Raw genomic sequence first — 20,658 nt, forward strand, 5'->3', positions numbered from 1 at the left:
GCTGTGGATTTTATGACCAACCTGATCCCGTCGTTCGGGAATATCGCATTTACGATGCTGTTCTTTGTGATTGCCTTGTCGATCATCGTGGCGATCCATGAATACGGTCATTACATCGTCGGGCGGTGGTCGGGCATCCATGCGGATGTGTTTTCCGTCGGCTTCGGTAAGGTCATCTGGAGCGGCACGGACAAGCGTGGCACCGTCTGGCAGATCGCCGCCTTGCCGTTTGGCGGGTATGTGAAATTCAAGGGCGACAGCAATGCGGCGTCCGTGGGCGGCGATGAAAATGTCATATCAGGACGCGATACGATGCTCGGTGCGCCGCTTTGGGCCCGTTCTGCGACCGTCGCGGCAGGCCCGATCTTTAATTTCATCCTGTCATTCTTCGTGTTCATGGGGATTTTGCTTTTTCAAGGGCAGCCGATCACGCCGCTGACCATTTCGTCTTTGCCGGGCTTTCCCGTCAGCATCGAGCAGCAGCTAGAACCTGGCGACCGCATTTTGAGGGTCGAAGGCGTGGCGTTAAATTATCCGGATGGTTTTCTTGCGGCGGTCAGCGACGTGCCATCGCAGCCTTCGGTGGAGTATGAAATTGAGCGGAACGGGGAGCGCATGTTGGTGCGTGGCCCGCAACCGCAGCCTGCCTATGTGCAATCGATCACACCGCGTTCTGCGGCGGACGATGCTGATCTGCGGATTGGCGACGTCATTGTCAGCTTGAATGGCATAGCTGTGTACCAGTTCGGCGATTTGATTACGATTGTAAACGAAACCCGCGCACAACCGATTGAACTGGTTGTCTGGCGTGACAGTGAGACGTTCACGACCACGCTCACGCCGCGTCTGATGGCGATACCGCAGGCGGACGGGTCGATGAAGGATGAACCCAAGCTCGGCATTGGTAATGGCGGGCTATTCTTTGAACCCGCGACCACAGATGTCGGCATCGGCGAATCTATGAAGTTGGCAATCCAGCAGGTCTGGTTCATCATCAAACAATCCCTCAACGGGCTGAAGCAGATGATTATCGGTAATATCAACACCTGCAATCTGAGCGGGCCAGTGGGAATCGCCGAAACATCGGGGTCCATGGCCAGCCAAGGCACGCTGGCTTTCATCAGCTTTATTGCAGTTCTTTCGACGGCTGTGGGCCTGCTGAATCTATTCCCGATTCCTATTCTGGACGGTGGACACCTGTGTTTTCACGCCTATGAAGCGTTGACAGGAAAAATGCCAAGCGACGGTGCGCTGCGGATTCTTATGGCGATCGGGCTAGCCTTGATTGGAACGTTGATGCTGTTTGCGATCGGCAATGATCTGCTGTTTTGCCCTTAACGCCCCATCCGAGAAATAACGGTCATTCCATCGTGATGCCAAGATATTGCCACATTCCTCTGGTCAGATGAATCTGAGTTATTCCAAACAAGGATAAGGCAATGCGAACGATTACAGCTGGATATTATGGCGTAAGTCTACTTGTGAATCTCAATTGGGATCGCTTGATTTATCTTGGCACGATTGTCGCGGCACTTGGACTAGGAACATGGGTCGGATCGCTGTAATAGCGGCGCCAATCTGAAGTTCCACAAAATCTAGCTTACTTGGCATTATTTCGCGCGTCCGTCAGTTGGTTCTGATCGGCGCGTTTGTTGCTTTTGACAAGGCCCCATAGCACGGGTAGACCGGACTTACTTGGGATGGTCAAACGAGCAAAAAAATGAACAATGCGCTGCACGCTTTTAACAAAAATTTGGAACGTATGCGGGTCATGACCCGAGGGTGGGCTTTGATTGCTGCCTTGCTTGTGTCAGGGATGATGGCGCTGGCCAGCCCTGTTTCTGCGCAAGATTTCAACTTTTCAAACGTTTCTGTTGAGGGAAACCAGCGGATCGAAACCGCGACAATCCTGACGTATTTGGGATTTGGTCAGGGCGAAGCCGTAACGGCCGGTGCTGTGAACGACGCCGCCCAACGGATTCGCGCAACTGGCCTGTTTGAAGCCGTCGATGTGGTGCCGCAGGGGCGCACGTTGATTATTCGCGTAGCAGAATTCCCGACCGTCAATCAGATCGCATTTGAGGGCAACAGCCGAATTCGCGATGCAGAATTGGGTGCCGTTGTGCGCAGCCAACCCCGCCGCGTCTATAGCCCCAGCCAAGCGGAGGCCGATACCGCCGCGATCTCGCAGGTCTATGCCGACCAAGGTCGGATCAACGCCACAGTCACACCGCGCATTATCCAGCGATCCGACAACCGTGTCGATCTGGTGTTCGAGGTCTTTGAGGGTGGCTTGACCGAAGTTGAGCGCATCAGTTTTGTTGGCAACCGCGCCTTTGGAGAAAGCCGTCTGCGCCGCGTGTTGGAAACCAAGCAGGCGGGACTCCTGCGTGCTTTGATCAATCGCGATACATTTATTGCCGATCGCGTGGCGTTCGATCAACAAGTGTTGACCGACTTCTATCAGTCGCGCGGCTACGTCGATTTTCAGGTGCAGAATGTCGACGTGTCCCTGACACGCGAACGCGATGCCTACCTTATTACGTTTAACGTGCAAGAAGGGCAGAAGTTCGAATTTGGCAATTTAACTGTGACATCCGAAGTGACCGGGGCTGATCCTGCCATATACGAGGACGCGTTGCGTTTGCGCACTGGCGCGACCTATTCGCCGGAACTGATCGAACGCGACATCACACGCTTGGAACTTCTGGCCCTACGCCAGGGACTAAACTTTGTGCGCGCTGATCCGCGCGTCACGCGCAATGATCGCACGTTGACGCTGGACGTCGAATTCGCGTTGGTCAATGGTCCGCGCATCTTTGTTGAACGCATCGATATTGAAGGCAACAACACCACGCTGGACCGCGTTATCCGGTCGCGATTTGATGTGGTCGAAGGCGACCCTTTTAACCCGCGCCAAATCCGTGAAAGCGCAGAACGCATCCGCGCCTTGGGATTTTTCGGCACGGCTAATGTGGACGCCCGCGAGGGATCCAGTCCTGATCAGGTGGTGATTGATGTAGACGTCACAGAGGCGCCGACAGGATCGCTGTCGTTTGGCGGTAACTTCTCAACGGACAATGGTTTCAGCCTGTTGGCCCGCTTTAACCAGCGCAATTTCTTGGGTCGTGGTCAATCGCTGAGTTTCAGTGTGCAAGGCGGCGTGGACAATCAGAATTTCTCGTTCAGTTTTACAGAACCTCGCCTTTTGGGGCGCGATCTGAGCTTTGGGATCGATACCAGTTATCGGTCAACCGATAGCCAAAACGCGCTTTACGACACGACGCGTGCGTCGTTGCGGCCACGCATTGGGTTCCCTATCAGCGAAAACGGCCGTCTGACCCTGTACTTCGCCTATGATCACACTGAAGTTACGAATTACACGACGACAGGGGCGCCGTCGCCGTTCATCCTAGCGGACGAGGCGCAGGGTGGGATCGGGACCAGCGCGCTTGGCTATGGTTACAGCTATGACACCCGTCGCACGGGGTTGAATCCAAACGCTGGTGTTCTGTTTCGCTTTGGGCAGGAATTCGGATTTGGCGACAGCAGCTTTATCGAAACCACCGCAGAGTTGGCGGCCCAGACCAGCGTTTTGTCCGAAGTAGTGACATTGCGCGCGACGATTGAAGGTGGCCTCTTGAGCTACACGAGCGGCGACAGTCGGGTCACGGACCGTTATTTTCTAAGCAGCGGCACCATGCGTGGTTTTGAACCCGGTGGTATTGGGCCACGCGACGATACATTTGGCAGTGATAAGGATGCACTCGGAGGCAACGCCTTTGCTGTCGTGCGCCTTGAGGCGGAATTCCCGTTGGGCTTGCCGGAAGAATACGGCATTTCGGGCGGTGTGTTCCTTGATTACGGGTCTGTATGGGACGTGGGCAGCAGTGCTGGTCCGGTTCTGTACGATGATTTCACGCCGCGCACAGTTGCGGGTGTATCGATCTTCTGGAACACACCAATCGGCCCGCTGCGGTTCAACTATACCGAACCGTTGGATGTGCAGGCGAACGACCAAATCCAGCAGTTTGATGTGACGATCTCAACGGACTTCTGATGACAGCAACTGTGTTACGATTACTTGCCAGTCTGATGATTGCGGCCTTTGTGGGGGCCGCAGGTGCGCAACAAACCATCGAAACGCCGGAATTCGAAGTGACTTCTGGCCAACTCGTGACAGCGATCCTGACCGTGGACATTGACCGGCTTTTTACACAATCCCAGTTCGGGCAACGCGTGACACAAAGCTACGCGACGCAGCGCGAAGCACTGGCGACGGAAAATCGCCGCATCGCTGATGCGTTGCGCGAAGAAGAAATCGCCTTGGCTGCGCAGCGTTCAGAAATGGCCGTAGATGTTTTTCGCACCGAAGCCGAAGATTTTGACGAAAAAGCACAGAGCATTCGTCGCGCGCAAGATGCCAAAGAGCGCGGGCTCGAAGACACTTTGGCGCAGGGTCGTGATCAATTTCTTGTTGTGACGCGCCCGGTCTTGGGGCAGTTGATGGTGGATCGCGGGGCTTTTGCTATTCTGGATCGCAGGTCGGTGCTGTTGTCACTGGGCAGCATAGATGTCACCGACGATGCGATCGCGCGGATCGACGCGACGATTGGCGACGGGGCGGGCACAGCGCAGGAAATTGGTCCCGATTTGGCCCCAGACACTGCATTCGAAAACTAGACCTACCTTGCCGTGCTCAAGCGGTCTTGTTAGTCAGACTGAACGATACCTTCGGATGCGTCGCGTTCAAATGGAGAACCACATGTCAGACCCCATCACCTCCGCCGATATCCAGTTGATCCAACGGATTATTCCCCACCGATATCCGTTCCTTTTGGTGGACAAAGTCATCGATATTGATGGCACATCATCGGCCATAGGCATCAAGAATGTCACGATGAACGAGCCGCATTTTCAGGGCCATTTCCCCGGCACGCCGATTATGCCTGGTGTGACGATCATCGAGGCGATGGCGCAGACTTCTGCCGTCATGGTTGGCGCCACGATGGGGTTGATGGACAAGAATATGCTAATCTATTTCATGGGCATTGATAACTGTAAATTCCGCCGCAAGGTGGTGCCGGGTGACGTATTGCGCATGACGGTGCAAACCACACGCGGCAGACCCGGTGGCAAAGTCTGGAAATTCAAAGGTGTGGCGACGGTTGATGGTGAACTCGCCGCAGAAGCGGAATTTACCGCCATGATGGATATTCAGGCTTAATCAATGGCCATTCACCCCTCAGCGATCATCGAAGACGGTGCCGAGATCGGCGCGGATGTGTCGATTGGCCCATTCTGCGTTGTCGGGCCCAAGGTCGTGCTTGGGGATCGGGTTGAACTGAAATCGCATGTTGTCGTGACGGGTGACACGCAGATTGGCGCAGACACCACGATCTTTCCGTTTTGCTGCATCGGTGAAATTCCTCAAGATGTGAAATTCAAAGGCGAGGCGGCCAAATTGGTCATCGGTGAACGCAATCGCATTCGCGAACATGTGACGATGAACTCCGGAACCGAAGGCGGCGGCGGCATCACATCGGTGGGCAATGACGGCTTCTTTCTTGCTGGGTGTCACGTTGCGCATGACGCGCGGGTTGGCGATCGCGTAATCATCGTCAACCAATCCGCCGTCGCAGGACATTGCATCATCGAAGATGACGTCATCATTGGTGGTCTCTCTGGCATTCACCAGTTTGTGCGCGTCGGGCGCGGTGCCATCATTGGCGCCGTGACGAAGGTGACCCATGACGTTATTCCACATGGTCTGGTTCAGGGCCCACGTGGCGAACTTGACGGGCTGAATCTGGTCGGGTTGAAACGTCGTGGGGTCGATCGCAAAGACATCGCAGCGTTGCGCTTGGCGTTCCAGACCCTAAAGGACGGGGAGGGGTCTTTCATGGATCGCGCCCGTCGATTGGGCGCCGAAAGTGAAAGTAAGCATGTGTCCGAAATGGTGGATTTCATCTTGGGTGAAACAGATCGCAGTTTCCTGACGCCGAGGTAGTGGGGCGATGACATTCGCATTGATCGCAGGTTTGGGCGGGTTGCCGACCGCTTTGGCGGCCACGTTGCGCGCACAGGGTCGCACTGTAATTATCTGCGAAATGCGGGGTTTTGTGTCCGAGGTGGATGGTGATTTTCACCGCATCGCGTTCAGTTTCGAAACACTCGGCACATTTCTTGCGGCTTTGAAAACCGCAGGTGTGACGGATGTTTGCATGGCCGGTGCCGTTCAGCGCCCCAAAGTTGACCCATCCCTCATTGACGGAGCCACGCTGCCGCTTGTTCCACGATTGATGGCGGCGATGGCCAAAGGCGATAATGGCACCCTGAGCGCGATTGTCGCATTGTTTGAAGAACAGGGGTTTGCTGTCGTCGGCGCGCATGACATTGCGCCTGAACTATTGCCGATGTCAGGTGTTCACACGCAGGTCGCACCCCCTAATTTTACGACAGGCATCGCCGCAGCGCAAGTTGCGTTGGCTGACATGGGCCAGCTTGATCAAGGGCAGGCAGTGCTGTTGCGTCGCAGCCACGTCATCGCACGCGAAGATGATCGTGGAACAGCAGCCATGCTGGATGATCTACAAACGCGTGGCAACGGGGCGGGTGTCACCCTTTTCAAAGCGCCGAAACCAAATCAAAACATGCGTGTGGACATGCCCCTAATTGGTCCCGACACGGCGCTGCAAGCGGCCGAGGCTGGGTTGGCGGGCATCGTGATTACGCATGGCGGTGTCATGGTTTTGGACCTGCCAGAGGTCATCTCAATCCTTGATGCGCACGCGATGTTTTTGTGGGTAAAACCGTGAAGGTGTTCATTATCGCAGGCGAACCATCGGGCGACAAACTTGGCGCAGCGCTGATGGAGGGGCTGATCACCGAAGTGGCAGACATCGACTTCGAGGGCATCGGCGGGCCCTTGATGGAAGACTTGAGCCTTGAGAGCATTTTCCCGATGGACGAACTGTCCCTCATGGGGATCGCGGAAATCCTGCCGAAATACCGCCATCTTAAACGTCGAATTCGCCAGACCGCCGACGCGGTGATTGCCGCCAGGGTGGATGTTTTGATCACCATCGACAGTCCCGATTTCTGCCTGCGTGTGGCGCGATTGGTTAAGGCCGGATCTAACATTCGTACCGTGCACTACGTCGCCCCAACAGTCTGGGCGTGGCGCCCCAAACGGGCGGTGAAAATGGCAAGCTACATCGACCATGTCCTCGCATTGTTCCCGTTTGAGCCCCCCTACATGGAGGCGGCGGGTATTGCATGCGATTTTGTCGGCCATCCTGTTGCTGCCGAACCGCCTGTGACTGCCGATGAAATTGACGCTTTCAAAGCGAAATTTGACATAACTCAAATGCCAGTGCTTTCGATCTTGCCAGGGTCACGCAGGTCTGAAATCACCCGCCTCGGGGGGACGTTTAATGCTTCATTTGAACGTGTCGCTGCGACGTTCGGGACGGTCTTGGTTCCTACATTGACCCATTTGTTTGATGCCGTTGAAGGCGCGTTGCCGCTGCAGGGGGCTTCGACCCGCTGTATTGTGTTAGGGGAAGGGATGTCGGCTGCATCCGCCGCGCGTGAACGACTGGTCGCAATGGCCTGTTCGGATGTTGCGCTGGCGGCGTCCGGTACTGTTTCCTTGGAATTGGCCGCCGCCCGAACGCCGATGGTGATCGCCTATGATATGAATTGGTTAAGCCGCCAGATCATCAGTCGCATGTATTTGCCGGACACGGTGACGTTGGTAAATCTGGTCTCGGAAACCCGCGTCGTACCCGAATTTATCGGGTACGATTGCAAACCTGCACCGATTGCAGCGGCGCTCATGGCTGCGGTTGCGGACCCAGCAGCGCAGCTTGACGCGCTCGATCTCACGATGGACCGTTTGGGGCGCGGCGGTGACGCACCCGGATTGCGGGCCGCACGCGCTGTGATCGCGCGCCTTTAGTCCGCAACCATAACGAACCACTGACAGGAGAGAAACCAATGCCCGCACCGACAAACGATTTGAAAATGGCGCTTGAGCGTCGTGACACCCAATGTGGCCTCTGGTTGGCGCTTGCCAATGAGGCGATCGCAGAAATCGCAGGCAAGGCCGGGTTTGATTGGTGTTTGATCGACGCCGAACACGGTCCTAACACGCTCACCACGATTGGAGCGCAGCTTCGCGCGCTTGCTGGCACGCCCGCACATGCGGTGGTGCGGGTGCCGATGGGTGAAGATTGGATGCTCAAACAGGTGCTCGACCTTGGGGTTCAGACGGTGGTGGTTCCGATGGTGAGCACGGCCGCGCAAGCCGCGCAAGTCGCAGCTGCCGTGCGCTACCCGAATTCAATTTCTGGCGCCGGATCACGTGGTATGGGGGCGGTGCTTGCGCGGGCGTCCGGCTACGGTGAAATTGTTGATTATGTCAGGTCCGCCAATGATCAGATTTTTCTGTTCGTGCAGATCGAAAGCGCGCAAGCGGTTGCGAATATCGATGCCATTGTTGCAACACCCGGTGTGGACGGCGTGTTTGTCGGCCCCGCAGACCTCAGCGCGGATATGGGCTTTGTCGGCCAAATGGATGCGCCAGACGTTATTGCCGCGATTGACCACGTTTACGCCCGCGTAAAGGCAGCAGGAAAGGTTATTGGCACAATCGCGTTTGATGAAAATGATTTTCAGGCTCAAATCGACAGGGGCGTCACGTTCCTCGGGCTTGGTGGTGACGGCGTCTTGGTGCAAAAGTCGCTGCGCGCTCTGGCTGCCAGAGCGCCCTAGTTTCTTTGGTTTATAAATACCCTTGCGACGGTTCATTCAGTCGCAGACAGGCTTGATGTTTGGGGGCGCAGCAGGCGATGATTTCCCGCAGCAGGCGCTGATTGCCAGATTATTTTATCCCCTAATAGGGCGCGTCTTCTAACACCCCATGCGCCGACATTTGTTGGTACAGCAATCCTTCGCGCAATCCCCGATCCGCGACAGACAAACGGTCTGTTGGCCAAAGTCGTATCAGCGTCTGCAAGATCGCCGCGCCTGACATGATCAACGCTTGGCGGTCTTTGCCGATGCGCGGATCAGCTTTGCGCCCTGCTTCGCCCTGTTTTAGGTAGCTATGGATCACTGCATCAATCTGATCAGATGTCATGCGCAGCCCGTCGACCTTGGTGCGATCATAGCGCCGCAGTCCCAGATGGCTGGCCGCGACTGTTGTGACCGTTCCGGACGTCCCAACGATCTGGAAGCCTTCGCGCACTTGTTCTTGCGCCGATGGCGCAAACTTTTCGAGACTTTCCTCAAAAAACCACGACATCAGCGCAAAACGCGCAGAATCATCTTCCACGTCGCCAAACTGGTCGCGCAGGGTCGCCACGCCCAAGGGCACTGATATCCAGTCGACCACTTTGGCCGCGGCAAACGGCCCCGGGTCTTGGCGAAAACCCGAGTGCAGCCGCATGATCGCGCGCGGGCGCTCGCGCTCAGGGACGTTTGACAGGTCAATCCAGACCAGCTCGGTTGACCCGCCACCGATGTCCACGACCAGCAATTGGTTGGTCGTGGTGCTGACAAGCGGCGCACACGAAATGACCGCCAGCCGCGCTTCTTCCTCTGGCTCTATAATCTCAAGCGTGAGGCCGGTTTCGCGTTTCACTTGCTGGATGAAATAGTTTGAATTGCGCGCACGCCTGCAGGCTTCGGTTGCGACAAGCCGCATGTTCTTCACGTTATGGCGCTGCAATTTCTGGCGGCACACGCGCATGGCATTGATCGTTCGCGCCATGGATGCGCGGGATAATTTGCCAGTCTGTTCCAATCCCTGCCCAAGCTGGACGGATTTGGAAAAGCTGTCGACCACGTGAAACTGGCTGCCCTTGGGTTGGGCAATCAGCATGCGGCAACTGTTCGTGCCCAAATCCAGCGCGGCATACAGCGCGGATGGATCGGGCGGAGTCGGCACGGGGTGCTCTACCGATATTGGGAACGCGCCCGCACCGTTGGGACGCTTGGGCGCCATCTTAACGCCCTCCATTTTGAGTTAGGATCAAGATATGCACGCAGCAGAGGTCGTGCAAGGCTTGTCATCGTCCTCACAGTCATGATGAAGATAATGATCGCCAACAGGGGTCGCCAAATGCCTGTGCGATGTCGAAAATGGGCGTCGTAGAATAATGGACCCGGTTTAGGTGTAGCGCGACACACGGGTGGCAAAGGGAATCGCATGGCAGATGTAGTGGTTGTTTATTGGCGGGATATCCCGGCGCAGGTCATCGTTGGCAAAGGTCGGCGGGCGACAAAGATCCAGCTAACCGAACGGTTTGAACAGGCGATTGACCGCGCTGCGATGAAATCCGGTGCTGCTAGCACGGATGACTACCTCGCGGATTGGCGCAAGGCTGCGCCCTATCCCGTCGATGGGATAGACGCAGATGTGGCCAAGTCAGAAGCCGCACGGCTTGAGGCGGAGTACGACAAAGATCGCCTCATGATCCTCATTAACAATGACGGCCGCGCGTGAGTGCGCTGAAGGAGAGACTTATGGGGCTTTTGAATTTTTGTAGAAAGGTTGACGCGCCAACAGGCGTGACTCCGCAGCTTGAGGCGTTTTTGGATGGCTATTCCATCGAAGTGATGCCGCGCACCGCCGAAAAGGTAGAAGATTTCACAACCCTGTTGCCCAAAGGCACGCGGGTCTATGTCGCCCACATCGAAGGTACGCCGATCGAGGACATGGTCGCGACGGCAAAACGGCTCGCCAACGACGGCTATCCGGTCATGCCGCATTTCCCCGCGCGCATCATCAAGGATTCTGCGATGCTGGAAAACTGGATTGCGATGTATCAAGGAGAGGCAGGGGTGGATCAGGCGTTGCTTCTGGCTGGCGGCGTGACCAAGCCGCACGGTGATTTTGACAGTTCAATGCAGCTTTTGGAAAACGGCGCGTTTGATCGCGCGGGTTTCAAACGCCTGCACGTTGCGGGCCACCCCGAAGGAAACCGCGACATCGACCCCAAAGGCGGCACAGCCATGGTCGATGAGGCGCTGCGCTGGAAGCAGACGTTTAGCGAAACAACGGACGCGGACATGGCGCTCGCGACACAATTCGCGTTTGAGGCGGGCCCGATTATTGAATGGGCTGACAGCCTGAAGGCGGCGGGCATCACCATTCCGATCCATATCGGCATTGCGGGTCCTGCCAAGCTGCAAACTATGATTAAATTTGCGATTGCCTGTGGTGTTGGTCCATCCCTGAAGGTTCTTCAGAAACGGGCCAAGGATGTGACCAAACTGCTGTTGCCGTTTGAACCGACGCAGGTGTTGACCGAACTGGCTGCCCACAAAGCAGCGAACCCCGATTCCAACATTGAAAAAGTCCACTTCTTCCCCCTTGGTGGCATCAAAACGAATGCAACTTGGGCCATTGAACATGGTGGCAGCTCTGCTGCGCCAATGACCCCCTCCTAAGGAACCACCATGACCCGCACTGTTATCGAATCCAAAACCAAGACCGCCGTCATCGGCTTTGACCAGCCGTTCTGCGTCATCGGGGAGCGAATCAACCCGACAGGCCGTAAGGTGCTGAACGAAGAACTTGAGCGCGGTGATTTCTCCCGCGTTGAAGCGGATGCGATTGCCCAGACTTTGGCGGGCGCCACAGTTCTCGACATTAATTCCGGCGCTGTATTTTCCAACAAGATGGCGCAGGACCCGCGTTACGCTGACAACAACTTTGTTGAGCCAACGTTGATGGAAGAACTAGTCAAACGTGTACAGGCCATTGTCGACACGCCGCTGTGCATCGACAGCTCCGTTCCCGGTGCGCTGGAAAATGGTCTGGCCGCCGCCGAAGGGCGCCCGCTGCTCAATTCCGTCACTGGCGAAGAAGAACGGATGGAATTGGTCCTGCCGCTGGTCAAGAAATACAATGTGCCGGTTGTTGCGATTTCCAATGATGACACCGGCATTTCTGAAGACCCCGATGTGCGGTTTGAAGTTGCCAAACGGATCGTGCAACGGGCGGCTGATTTTGGAATTCCGGCGCATGACATTGTGGTTGACCCGCTGGTCATGCCGATTGGCGCAATGGGCACTGCTGGGCTTCAGGTGTTCGCCCTCGTGCGCCGTTTGCGCGAAGAGCTGGGCGTCAACACCACCTGCGGCGCATCCAACATTTCGTTTGGTCTGCCCAATCGCCACGGCATAAATAACGCGTTTCTGCCTATGGCGATGGCCGCGGGCATGACATCCGCGATCATGAATCCGGTGGCACTGCCCATCGGTCCGCTGAAGATCGCGGAGAAAAAGGCCCAGATCGAGGCTGCGGGTATTATTTTGCCAGACGACATTGATGATGAAACATTTGTGACGCTGTTCGGCATGGGATCAACCAAACCCAAAGCAGGGTTTGAGATGCTGGCGATCCGCGCCGCCAACTTCCTGACCAACAATGACGACGGTGGGGCGGCATGGATTGCAATGAACCGCGAAGCCCCGAAAGCTGGCCAAGAAGGCCGAGGTCGGGCAGCGCGTGTTGGCGGACGGCGTCGGGCAAGTTAAGGGCCTACCAATCGGGTCGTATCGGTATGATGCGACCCGATATAGCTAGCGTTCGGTGACTGGGACGTTGCGCAACTTCATGCTCATTTGATCAAGGTCAGCGCGCGTCCATTTGGAATGAATGCGTGTTGTACTTGCCGGCTGATGTCCGAGCCCCAGCTGAGGCGTTTCATGGTACGCGGTCTGTGGGCGGATCGGACGAGAAACAAACCCTCCGCCACAGGTCGGGCAAACATTGTGCAGCACGGATTCCACACATTTGGCACAATAGGTGCATTCATAGCTGCAAATCCGTGCATTCGTTGCATCAGCGGCAAGGTCTGTGTCACACCATTCACAGTTAGGTCGCAGGTCCAACATCAGATTTCGCCTTAATTTGATTGTGACGTCTTAGTACCCGCGCCAAATCCAGCCACCGCCAAAGATGCGGCTGCTGTCTGAATCGTAGAACACACAGGCCTGACCGGGTGCGACGCCTTCTTCGGGGGTCAGCAGTTCGATTTCGGCTGTTGTGGCGGACAGCGGACGCACGATCGCCTCCATCGGGGGTTTGGTGGACCGGATTTTGACCGAGATATGGCGTTCAGTCTTCGAATCGAACGCATCGTCGCCAAGCCAGTTGATTTCGCGCACAGGCACAGTTCGCGTGGTCAGTAGGTCCTTAGGGCCGACAATCACATGTTTTTTGTCCACGTCCAGCTTCACCACATACAATGGATCAGCCAACCCGCCGATGCCAAGCCCACGGCGCTGCCCGATGGTGTAATGGATGACGCCACGATGCTGCGCCAGAACGGTGCCGTCGATGTCGACGATATTACCGGGTTCAGCCGCGCCGGGACGCAGTTTTTCAATCACCGCCGCGTAATTTCCGTTCGGAACGAAGCAAATATCTTGACTGTCGGGTTTATCTGCCAGCGCCAGCCCATATTTTCTTGCCAGTTCGCGCGTCGCATCTTTGCTCGGTAGATGACCCAGCGGGAAGCGCAAATATTCCAGCTGTTCGGGCTTGGTCGAGAACAGAAAATAGCTTTGATCGCGGTTGGCATCTTCGGCGCAATGCAGCTGTGCGCCGCGCGGCCCCATTTTGCGTTGGATATAATGCCCGGTCGCCATGCAGTCGGCGTCCAGATCTTTTGCGGTTTCCAGCAGGTCCTTGAATTTCACCCGTTCGTTGCAGCGAATACATGGCACGGGGGTCGCGCCTGCAAGGTAGCTGTCCGCGAATTCATCAATCACCGCTTCACGAAAAGTGTTTTCATAATCAAGGACATAATGGGGAAAACCCATATCTTCTGCAACGCGACGGGCATCATGAATGTCTCGCCCCGCACAACAAGCCCCCTTTTTTGCCAGTGCGGCCCCATGATCATAAAGCTGCAAGGTCACGCCAACCACATCGTAGCCTTCTTCGGCCAACTGTGCGGCGACAACAGAACTGTCCACCCCACCAGACATCGCAACGACGACGCGGGTTTGGGATGGCGGCTTCGCAAAACCGAGCGAGTTGAGAGGGTGATCAAGGGGCATGGGGCGTCCTAACGCAGATTTAAGTGTAGATATAGGAAAAGTGTAATCACTCTTTAAGGGGCAGCTTTACCTCTCCTTAGTCCGCGGGCGTCAAAAGGCAGGGCATGAAAGACCACATAGGGGTGTGAGAGATGTATTTAAAGAAGATTGACGGGCCACGTTCGGTAAAACTGCCAGATGGATCTATCATGACACGGGCAGACCTGCCCGCGCCGGAAACGCGACGATGGGTTGCATCGCGCAAAGCCTGTGTCGTGCGCGCAGTTGCCTACGGGTTGCTGTCACGCGATGAAGCCAAAGACACCTACGGGTTATCTGATGAAGAGTTGTCGGAATGGGAAGTTGCCGTTCGCGATCACGGCGAAGCGGCGTTAAAAGCAACTGCATTGCAAAAATTTCGACAACCTTAAGAAGAGTTGTAAACTTCTATGCATCCGGTAACGTGTGATTAACCATTGTTACCGTAAGGTCGTCTTAGACATCGAATGAGCGGAGAAGTTTAATGCGTGTATTGCTGGTAGAAGACGACCCATCGACGGCCAAAAGCATCGAACTGATGCTGAGCCATGCGAACCTGAACGTCTATACGACCGACCTTGGTGAGGAGGGGATCGATCTTGCCAAGCTGTATGATTACGATCTGATCCTGCTGGATATTAATTTGCCGGATTTGAATGGCCATGAGGTGCTTCGCCAACTCAGACTAAGTCGGATCGAAACCCCGATATTGATTCTGTCGGGTGAGGACGGAACAGAAAGTAAGCTTAAGGGTTTCGGGTTTGGGGCGGACGACTATATGACCAAACCGTTTCATCGTGAAGAATTGGTGGCGCGCATCCATGCGATCATCCGTCGATCCAAAGGCCACGCGCAGTCCGTTATCAAAACTGGCGTAATTGCCGTGAATCTTGATGCAAAAACAGTCGAAGTTGACAGCAGCCCTGTGCATCTGACGGGGAAAGAATACCAAATGCTTGAACTGTTGAGCCTACGTAAGGGGACGACATTAACGAAAGAGATGTTCCTGAACCACTTATATGGTGGCATGGATGAACCCGAATTGAAGATTATCGACGTGTTTATCTGCAAGTTGCGCAAGAAACTTAGCGAAGCGACGGGTGGTGACAATCACATAGAAACCGTCTGGGGCCGTGGCTACGTGCTGCGCGATCCCGAACCCATGACCCAGCACGACTCGGAAAAAATTGCGATAGGCGCTTAAAGCGCTCCAGAGACATCCAGAGTCACGATGCCCCCCCCTCATGGTACGCCATTCACTTTGGATCGGGCACTTTTGATCGGGGCCGTTCACTTCAGTTGGGGTCAGGGCTGGACCTGTCCTCGCCACGGATCTATCACTGGCTGAGTATTCATCGCTTTTGCTGTTGACGGGGGTGGAGTGTGAGCGCGACAACGTCGATTGAAAATCTGACCAAGGACGAGGCCGCGCAAGAACTTGCGCGGCTGTCTGCACTTCTGGCGCAGGCCAACGCGGAGTATCATCAAGCAGATGCGCCAAGGATCCCAGACGCAGACTACGATGCGTTGAAGCTGCGCAACGCGATGATCGAGGCGCGATTTAGCGATCTTAAGCGTCGCGACAGCCCGTCTGAAACGGTCGGTGCAACGCCGGCAGATGGTTTTGGAAAAGTCCCCCATGCGTTGCGGATGCTGTCATTGGGCAATGCATTCACCGATGATGACGTCACTGAATTTGACAAATCAGTGCGCAAGTTCCTTGGCCTTGAAACTGGGGATTTGGCGTTCACCGCAGAGCCGAAGATTGACGGCTTATCACTGTCCCTGCGCTACGAGAACGGCAAATTGGTGCAAGCCGCGACGCGTGGCGACGGCGCGGTTGGTGAAAATGTCACCGCCAATGCGCGCACGATAAAGGATGTGCCGCAGGTGCTATTGGATGCACCAAAAATCCTTGAGGTGCGCGGTGAGGTCTATATGTCCCACTCGGATTTTGCGGCATTGAACACACGTCAAAGCAACGTGGGCAGCAAGACCTTTGCCAACCCGCGAAACGCGGCTGCGGGATCGCTGCGCCAATTGGACGCGAGCATTACCAAATCGCGTCCTTTAAAATTCTTTGCGTATGCTTGGGGTGAGGTTTCAGCCCCCTTGGCCGACACCCAATCTGGCGCGATTGCGCGGCTCAAAACGCTTGGCTTTCAAACCAACCCGCTGACAAAAATCTGTGCCAGCCCCAGCGAAATGATCGCCCATTACCGCGACATCGAAATGCAGCGCGCGACCCTTGGCTATGACATCGACGGCGTCGTCTACAAGGTTGATGACCTGTCATTGCAGCGTCGGTTGGGGTTCCGGTCCACCACGCCGCGTTGGGCGATTGCGCATAAATTTCCCGCTGAATTGGCGTGGACGACATTGGACGCCATCGACATTCAGGTTGGGCGTACGGGCGCGTTGTCACCCGTTGCGCGCCTGAGCCCCGTCACAGTCGGCGGCGTCGTGGTGGCAAATGCCACGCTGCACAACGAAGATTATATCGCGGGACGCGGCAACAAAGGCGATGACATTCGTGGTGGCAAAGACATCCGTGTCGGGGACTGGGTGCAGATCTACCGCGCGGGCGACGTAATCCCGAAAGTGGCCGATGTAGACCTGTCCAAACGCCTGGGCGAAACAGCGCCTTTCGATTTCCCGACGACCTGCCCAAAATGCGGATCAGACGCTGTGCGTGAGGAGGGCGATGTTGTCCGCCGCTGCACTGGTGGCTTGATTTGCCCGGCGCAAGCAGTGGAAAAGTTAAAACATTTTGTGTCCCGCGCGGCGTTTGACATAGACGGGCTCGGCGCCAAGCAGATTGAGGCGTTTTACAACGATGACCAGCTTGCGGTCAAAGAACCCGCTGATATTTTCACGCTTGGGGCCCGCGACATGGGCAGCTTAACAAAGCTCGCCAATCGCGATGGTTGGGGCGACACAAGCGTTAAGAAGCTCTGGCAAGCGGTTGATGAAAAGCGTGAAATTCCAGTGGCGAGATTGATTTTTGCGCTGGGGATCAGGCATGTTGGCGAAAACGCGTCAAACCTTTTGGCGATCCATTATGGCACTTGGTCGACATTTGAGGACGCGATGACGCAGGCGAGTGTTGGTGAAGGTGCTGGATGGGATGACCTGCTTGGCATCGACGGGGTCGGCGCGGTTATGGCGGCGTCGGTTGTGACGACTTTTCATCAGTCCGCAGAACGCGCATCGATTGACAGATTGGTCGCCCAGTTGCGTCCGCAAGACTCGGCCAGACCCAGATCCAACAGCCCTGTCGCCGGAAAAACCGTCGTGTTCACAGGTTCTTTGGAAAAAATGACACGGGCTGAGGCAAAGGCGCGCGCCGAAAGCCTTGGCGCGAAAGTCAGTGGGTCCGTCAGCGCGAAAACCGACCTGCTAATTGCCGGACCTGGGGCTGGATCGAAGGCTAAGAAGGCCACCGATCTTGGAATTGAAACAATGGATGAGGACGGCTGGCTGGCGCTGACGAAAGACGTATGAGCGCTGCACCGCCAAAGCAATCAGGCAGACCAGAGGTGTTGTGGCCGCTGTTTGGCGGGTTAGAATCCCTGGACGGGATCGGGCCAAAATCTGCACAAGCGCTTATTGCTGCCCATATCGAAAAGCCCCGCGATCTGTTGTTCACACTGCCCCATTCGGGCGTGGATCGAAGACGCCGAGAGTCAATCTTAGACGTTCAAGCGCCCGCCGTTTGCACTGTCGAAGTCACGATTGGCCAACATACAGTGCCCAGCAGTCGGGGACGTCCGTACCGCGTGATGGTTGAAGATCAGCTCACAACGTTTCAGCTCGTATTTTTTCGCAGTCATGGTGAGTATTTGCGCAAGCAACTGCCAACAGGTCAGCGCCGCGTCGTGTCAGGCAAGATTGAACTGTTTGATGGCATCGGTCAGATGGTGCACCCCGATCATATTTTGACACCGGACGAGGCGGAACAAATTCCGTTGTTTGAACCGGTCTATCCGTTGACGGGGACGATAACGCAGAAGGCGATGTTCAAGGCCACGACGGATCTGTTGGGGCAGGCGCCGGATTTGGTGGAATGGATTGACCCGGCGTTGCGCGCGCGTGAGGGCTGGCCGGGTTGGGGCGCAGCGCTCGCGCAGGCGCACCGTCCGTTGTCGTCGGCCGAACTGTCACCGACGTCCGCCGCGCGGCAACGTCTAGCTTATGATGAGGTTCTGGCCCACCAATTGACGCTGGCGCTGGCCCGTGCCCAAGCGCGACGTAGCAAAGGACGCATGACGGTAGGTGATGGCGCAAAGCAGGCTAAAGTTCTGGCTGCGTTGGGGTTTTTCCCCACAGGCGCGCAGGTACGCGCCACCGCCGAGATTGCTGAAGACATGGCCAAGCCGCACCGGATGAACCGATTGCTGCAAGGTGATGTGGGGTCTGGTAAAACGTTGGTGGCGCTGATGGCCTTGCTGACTGCGGTTGAGGCCGGCGGGCAGGGCGTGATGATGGCGCCGACAGAAATCCTTGCGCGTCAACACCTTGAAGGGCTGCGTCCCCTAGCAGAAGGCGCTGGCGTGGTGCTGGAATTGCTGACAGGTCGCGACAAAGGCGGTGAGCGTCGTGCCAAACTAGCAGCGCTGGCGGCAGGCGACATACACATCCTTGTCGGCACCCATGCGGTGTTCCAAAACGATGTCGTGTTTGCCGATTTGCGGCTGGCAATCATCGACGAACAGCACCGTTTCGGCGTGGCACAGCGCATGGAATTAGGTGCAAAAGGCACGTCGGTGGATGTGTTGGTGATGACGGCCACGCCGATCCCTCGGTCTTTGGCTTTGGCGCAATACGGCGATATGGACGTCAGTGTATTGGACGAAAAACCGCCCGGGCGCAGCCCCGTGACAACCGCGTTGGTGGCGACATCGAAGATGGATCAGGTCATTGACCGGTTGCGCGCGGCGGTCGCACAAGGGCGACAATGCTATTGGGTTTGCCCGTTGGTTGAGGAATCAGAGGTCAGCGATATGACCGCTGCAGAGGATCGGTTCAAACGGCTGCGCGCGGTATTGGGGGAGGATGTCGTCGGGCTGGTACATGGCCAGATGCCGCCCGCCAACAAGGACGCGGCGATGCGTGGTTTCGTGTCGGGCAAGACCAAGGTTTTGGTCGCAACCACCGTGATCGAGGTTGGGGTGAACGTTCCCAACGCGTCAATCATGGTCATCGAACGCGCCGAAAGTTTCGGGCTGGCGCAATTGCACCAACTTCGCGGGCGTGTCGGACGCGGGTCAACAAAATCGACCTGTCTGTTGATGTATCAAGCGCCGCTGTCTGAAGGTGGACGCCAACGACTTGAGATCATGCGCGAAACCGAGGACGGATTTCGTATTTCTGAAGAAGATCTCGCGATGCGTGGCGCTGGCGATGTGATCGGCACTGAGCAATCCGGGCTGCCGCGGTTTCGGATTGCCGATCTGGAACATCAGACAGCCCTGATGGCGCTGGCGCAAACCGACGCGCGAAAACTGCTGTTGGACGACCCAAAGCTTGAATCGGGACGCGGGAAGGCGGCGCGCACGCTTTTGTGGCTCATGGAGCAAGACAAGGCTATTCGTTTAATTTCAGTCGGTTAGGGAGTCATGAAACATTTTGTTCACTTTTGTTCCTAAAAAGTTCTTGCATTAAGAATCAGTTAATGAGAACAAAGTGGCAACAAAGTGAACAACATGAGGAGCAGCTAAATGGCCAAGGAAATCAAAAATGTACTCGTTCGGTCCGCTGATACGATTGTTGCAGATGCGCTTGGCATGGTGGCGCTCATTGTGATGCTTTTTGCGGCGTTGAGCCTACCGAACGTCTTTTAAGTTACCTGTCTGCCTACTCTGCGCGTTTCGTGCCGGTGCCCTCAGATTTTCTGTCCCAACGTTTGATCTGCTGATGTCTGACACTGCCTGTCATTGACCCAATCGGGAACCTGCCGTTCCCAAAATTGCACCGGTCCCACACGAAACGCTTACCTGCCGCCGCTTTCCACTGTCCCGGAGAGCGGCGGTTTTTTCTTTTTTGGGCAGGTGTTTAGGCGGATTTCGATGTGCGCGCGTCAACGAAGGCGTCAAGTGTTGCATCAAATGCCAACAATATCGACGCATGGCGATTTTTGTATTCGGACGCTGGGCCAAGAACCTCAAGCCCGTCAAATGGCGCATCCGGCGTTGGTCCGTCAGACTTCAACATGGCGAAAAGCTGATCACGTCCAGTTTGAACTTCAGCTTCGGATCGCCCGACAATATTGTGCCCGACCACCGCCGCAGATGCCTGTCCGAGCGCACAGGCTTTCACATCCTGTCCGAAGCCGACGATTTTGCCGCCGTCCAACGCCAAATCCACAGTCACGGTTGACCCGCAGAGCGGTGAGCGGCGTTTGGCCGTCCCATCAGGCGCAGTCAGCCTTGTGCGATGGGGAATATCCGCCGCCAGACCCAAAATTCGGGTGGAATAAAGATTGATCAGGTCGGTATCAGTCGTCATGGAAATTTGCCTTTCGCGCGTCTAATCCATAGATAGTCCTAGCGTGCCCAC

At 56.0% G+C, this 20,658-nt stretch carries 21 protein-coding genes; 17 read left to right on the top strand and 4 right to left on the bottom strand.

Annotated elements, in window-relative coordinates; all coding sequences use genetic code 11:
* The first annotated feature begins 12 nt into the window (after positions 1 to 12).
* The 9 genes from rseP to OAN307_RS12070 all read left to right on the top strand — a co-directional run bounded on the left by rseP (position 13) and on the right by OAN307_RS12070 (position 8,778).
* On the top strand, positions 13 to 1,338 hold the full coding sequence (gene rseP / locus OAN307_RS12035) for an RIP metalloprotease RseP (protein WP_083902974.1): 1,326 nt from the start codon (positions 13 to 15) through the stop codon (positions 1,336 to 1,338).
* Positions 1,339 to 1,439: 101 nt separating this feature from the next.
* Positions 1,440 to 1,565 carry a hypothetical protein gene (locus tag OAN307_RS30740; RefSeq protein WP_275450645.1) on the top strand — a complete coding sequence of 42 codons (126 nt, stop codon included), beginning with the start codon at positions 1,440 to 1,442 and terminating at the stop codon, positions 1,563 to 1,565.
* A 155-nt stretch (positions 1,566 to 1,720) separates the two neighbouring features.
* Entirely contained in the window at positions 1,721 to 4,060 is a 2,340-nt protein-coding gene (gene bamA, locus OAN307_RS12040; protein WP_015500007.1) for an outer membrane protein assembly factor BamA, read from the top strand.
* Positions 4,060 to 4,683: an OmpH family outer membrane protein gene (locus tag OAN307_RS12045; protein WP_015500008.1), complete on the top strand. Its 624-nt coding sequence runs from the start codon at positions 4,060 to 4,062 to the stop codon at positions 4,681 to 4,683. The genes bamA and OAN307_RS12045 overlap by 1 nt, the downstream gene beginning before the upstream one ends.
* Positions 4,684 to 4,765: 82 nt before the next feature.
* Complete coding sequence (gene fabZ, locus OAN307_RS12050) at positions 4,766 to 5,227, top strand: 3-hydroxyacyl-ACP dehydratase FabZ (protein WP_044044702.1); 462 nt, start codon at positions 4,766 to 4,768, stop codon at positions 5,225 to 5,227.
* A 3-nt stretch (positions 5,228 to 5,230) separates the two neighbouring features.
* Positions 5,231 to 6,010: an acyl-ACP--UDP-N-acetylglucosamine O-acyltransferase gene (gene lpxA / locus OAN307_RS12055; RefSeq protein WP_015500010.1), complete on the top strand. Its 780-nt coding sequence runs from the start codon at positions 5,231 to 5,233 to the stop codon at positions 6,008 to 6,010.
* 7 nt (positions 6,011 to 6,017) lie between these two features.
* Positions 6,018 to 6,818, top strand: coding sequence for an LpxI family protein (locus OAN307_RS12060; protein WP_015500011.1), 801 nt, complete (start codon positions 6,018 to 6,020; stop codon positions 6,816 to 6,818).
* Entirely contained in the window at positions 6,815 to 7,963 is a 1,149-nt protein-coding gene (gene lpxB / locus OAN307_RS12065) for a lipid-A-disaccharide synthase (RefSeq protein ID WP_015500012.1), read from the top strand. Before OAN307_RS12060 ends, lpxB begins: the two co-directional genes overlap by 4 nt.
* A gap of 38 nt (positions 7,964 to 8,001) precedes the next feature.
* Positions 8,002 to 8,778, top strand: a complete 777-nt coding sequence (locus OAN307_RS12070) for an HpcH/HpaI aldolase family protein (protein ID WP_015500013.1) — start codon at positions 8,002 to 8,004, stop codon at positions 8,776 to 8,778.
* 121 nt (positions 8,779 to 8,899) lie between these two features.
* Here the strand turns inward: OAN307_RS12070 and OAN307_RS12075 are convergent, their stop codons facing one another.
* On the bottom strand, positions 8,900 to 10,012 hold the full coding sequence (locus OAN307_RS12075; RefSeq protein ID WP_015500014.1) for a Ppx/GppA phosphatase family protein: 1,113 nt from the start codon (positions 10,010 to 10,012) through the stop codon (positions 8,900 to 8,902).
* A gap of 204 nt (positions 10,013 to 10,216) precedes the next feature.
* On the opposite strand from OAN307_RS12075, the gene OAN307_RS12080 reads away from it, so the two are divergent.
* The 3 genes from OAN307_RS12080 to OAN307_RS12090 are packed head-to-tail and all read left to right on the top strand — an operon-like array spanning position 10,217 to position 12,552.
* Positions 10,217 to 10,513 carry a virulence factor gene (locus OAN307_RS12080; RefSeq protein WP_015500015.1) on the top strand — a complete coding sequence of 99 codons (297 nt, stop codon included), beginning with the start codon at positions 10,217 to 10,219 and terminating at the stop codon, positions 10,511 to 10,513.
* A 20-nt stretch (positions 10,514 to 10,533) separates the two neighbouring features.
* A complete protein-coding gene (locus tag OAN307_RS12085; protein ID WP_015500016.1) occupies positions 10,534 to 11,460 on the top strand; it encodes a methylenetetrahydrofolate reductase in 927 nt (308 codons plus the stop codon).
* Positions 11,461 to 11,469: 9 nt separating this feature from the next.
* Complete coding sequence (locus OAN307_RS12090) at positions 11,470 to 12,552, top strand: methyltetrahydrofolate cobalamin methyltransferase (protein WP_015500017.1); 1,083 nt, start codon at positions 11,470 to 11,472, stop codon at positions 12,550 to 12,552.
* Between the two features lie 45 nt (positions 12,553 to 12,597).
* On the opposite strand, the gene OAN307_RS12095 is transcribed toward OAN307_RS12090, so the two are convergent.
* Together OAN307_RS12095 and mnmA are read right to left on the bottom strand one after the other, a co-directional pair.
* The gene (locus tag OAN307_RS12095; protein ID WP_015500018.1) at positions 12,598 to 12,912 is read right to left on the bottom strand and encodes a DUF1272 domain-containing protein; all 315 of its coding nucleotides are present in this window, start codon (positions 12,910 to 12,912) and stop codon (positions 12,598 to 12,600) included.
* 30 nt (positions 12,913 to 12,942) lie between these two features.
* Complete coding sequence (mnmA, locus tag OAN307_RS12100; protein ID WP_015500019.1) at positions 12,943 to 14,082, bottom strand: tRNA 2-thiouridine(34) synthase MnmA; 1,140 nt, start codon at positions 14,080 to 14,082, stop codon at positions 12,943 to 12,945.
* Positions 14,083 to 14,213: 131 nt separating this feature from the next.
* Between mnmA and sciP the strand changes: the two genes are divergently transcribed.
* From sciP to OAN307_RS30745, 5 genes are all read left to right on the top strand, one after another.
* The gene (gene sciP, locus OAN307_RS12105; protein ID WP_015500020.1) at positions 14,214 to 14,492 is read left to right on the top strand and encodes a CtrA inhibitor SciP; all 279 of its coding nucleotides are present in this window, start codon (positions 14,214 to 14,216) and stop codon (positions 14,490 to 14,492) included.
* Positions 14,493 to 14,584: 92 nt separating this feature from the next.
* Positions 14,585 to 15,304, top strand: coding sequence for a response regulator transcription factor CtrA (gene ctrA / locus OAN307_RS12110; protein ID WP_015500021.1), 720 nt, complete (start codon positions 14,585 to 14,587; stop codon positions 15,302 to 15,304).
* Positions 15,305 to 15,483: 179 nt separating this feature from the next.
* Positions 15,484 to 17,604 (top strand): NAD-dependent DNA ligase LigA, encoded by a 2,121-nt coding sequence (gene ligA / locus OAN307_RS12115; RefSeq protein ID WP_015500022.1) that lies wholly within the window; start codon positions 15,484 to 15,486, stop codon positions 17,602 to 17,604.
* Positions 17,601 to 19,712, top strand: a complete 2,112-nt coding sequence (gene recG / locus OAN307_RS12120; protein WP_044043625.1) for an ATP-dependent DNA helicase RecG — start codon at positions 17,601 to 17,603, stop codon at positions 19,710 to 19,712. Before ligA ends, recG begins: the two co-directional genes overlap by 4 nt.
* A gap of 108 nt (positions 19,713 to 19,820) precedes the next feature.
* Positions 19,821 to 19,943 carry a hypothetical protein gene (locus tag OAN307_RS30745; RefSeq protein WP_275450646.1) on the top strand — a complete coding sequence of 41 codons (123 nt, stop codon included), beginning with the start codon at positions 19,821 to 19,823 and terminating at the stop codon, positions 19,941 to 19,943.
* A 211-nt stretch (positions 19,944 to 20,154) separates the two neighbouring features.
* On the opposite strand, the gene OAN307_RS12125 is transcribed toward OAN307_RS30745, so the two are convergent.
* Positions 20,155 to 20,607, bottom strand: a complete 453-nt coding sequence (locus OAN307_RS12125; protein ID WP_015500024.1) for an iron-sulfur cluster assembly scaffold protein — start codon at positions 20,605 to 20,607, stop codon at positions 20,155 to 20,157.
* Between the last annotated feature and the right edge of the window lie 51 nt (positions 20,608 to 20,658).

It is taken from the genome of Octadecabacter antarcticus 307, from assembly GCF_000155675.2.
GTDB classification, from domain to species: Bacteria; Pseudomonadota; Alphaproteobacteria; order Rhodobacterales; family Rhodobacteraceae; genus Octadecabacter; species Octadecabacter antarcticus.

Coding starts and splice junctions, on each gene's coding strand:
- bamA (WP_015500007.1), top strand. CDS start 1,721: ATGAACAATGCGCTGCACGCTTTTAACAAAAATTTGGAACGTATGCGG.
- OAN307_RS12070 (WP_015500013.1), top strand. CDS start 8,002: ATGCCCGCACCGACAAACGATTTGAAAATGGCGCTTGAGCGTCGTGAC.
- mnmA (WP_015500019.1), bottom strand. CDS start 14,082: ATGCCCCTTGATCACCCTCTCAACTCGCTCGGTTTTGCGAAGCCGCCA.
- lpxA (WP_015500010.1), top strand. CDS start 5,231: ATGGCCATTCACCCCTCAGCGATCATCGAAGACGGTGCCGAGATCGGC.
- recG (WP_044043625.1), top strand. CDS start 17,601: ATGAGCGCTGCACCGCCAAAGCAATCAGGCAGACCAGAGGTGTTGTGG.
- sciP (WP_015500020.1), top strand. CDS start 14,214: ATGTATTTAAAGAAGATTGACGGGCCACGTTCGGTAAAACTGCCAGAT.
- OAN307_RS30745 (WP_275450646.1), top strand. CDS start 19,821: ATGGCCAAGGAAATCAAAAATGTACTCGTTCGGTCCGCTGATACGATT.
- OAN307_RS12080 (WP_015500015.1), top strand. CDS start 10,217: ATGGCAGATGTAGTGGTTGTTTATTGGCGGGATATCCCGGCGCAGGTC.
- OAN307_RS12095 (WP_015500018.1), bottom strand. CDS start 12,912: ATGTTGGACCTGCGACCTAACTGTGAATGGTGTGACACAGACCTTGCC.
- OAN307_RS12085 (WP_015500016.1), top strand. CDS start 10,534: ATGGGGCTTTTGAATTTTTGTAGAAAGGTTGACGCGCCAACAGGCGTG.
- ctrA (WP_015500021.1), top strand. CDS start 14,585: ATGCGTGTATTGCTGGTAGAAGACGACCCATCGACGGCCAAAAGCATC.
- OAN307_RS12075 (WP_015500014.1), bottom strand. CDS start 10,012: ATGGCGCCCAAGCGTCCCAACGGTGCGGGCGCGTTCCCAATATCGGTA.
- OAN307_RS12045 (WP_015500008.1), top strand. CDS start 4,060: ATGACAGCAACTGTGTTACGATTACTTGCCAGTCTGATGATTGCGGCC.
- fabZ (WP_044044702.1), top strand. CDS start 4,766: ATGTCAGACCCCATCACCTCCGCCGATATCCAGTTGATCCAACGGATT.
- OAN307_RS12090 (WP_015500017.1), top strand. CDS start 11,470: ATGACCCGCACTGTTATCGAATCCAAAACCAAGACCGCCGTCATCGGC.
- OAN307_RS30740 (WP_275450645.1), top strand. CDS start 1,440: ATGCGAACGATTACAGCTGGATATTATGGCGTAAGTCTACTTGTGAAT.
- OAN307_RS12125 (WP_015500024.1), bottom strand. CDS start 20,607: ATGACGACTGATACCGACCTGATCAATCTTTATTCCACCCGAATTTTG.
- rseP (WP_083902974.1), top strand. CDS start 13: ATGACCAACCTGATCCCGTCGTTCGGGAATATCGCATTTACGATGCTG.
- OAN307_RS12060 (WP_015500011.1), top strand. CDS start 6,018: ATGACATTCGCATTGATCGCAGGTTTGGGCGGGTTGCCGACCGCTTTG.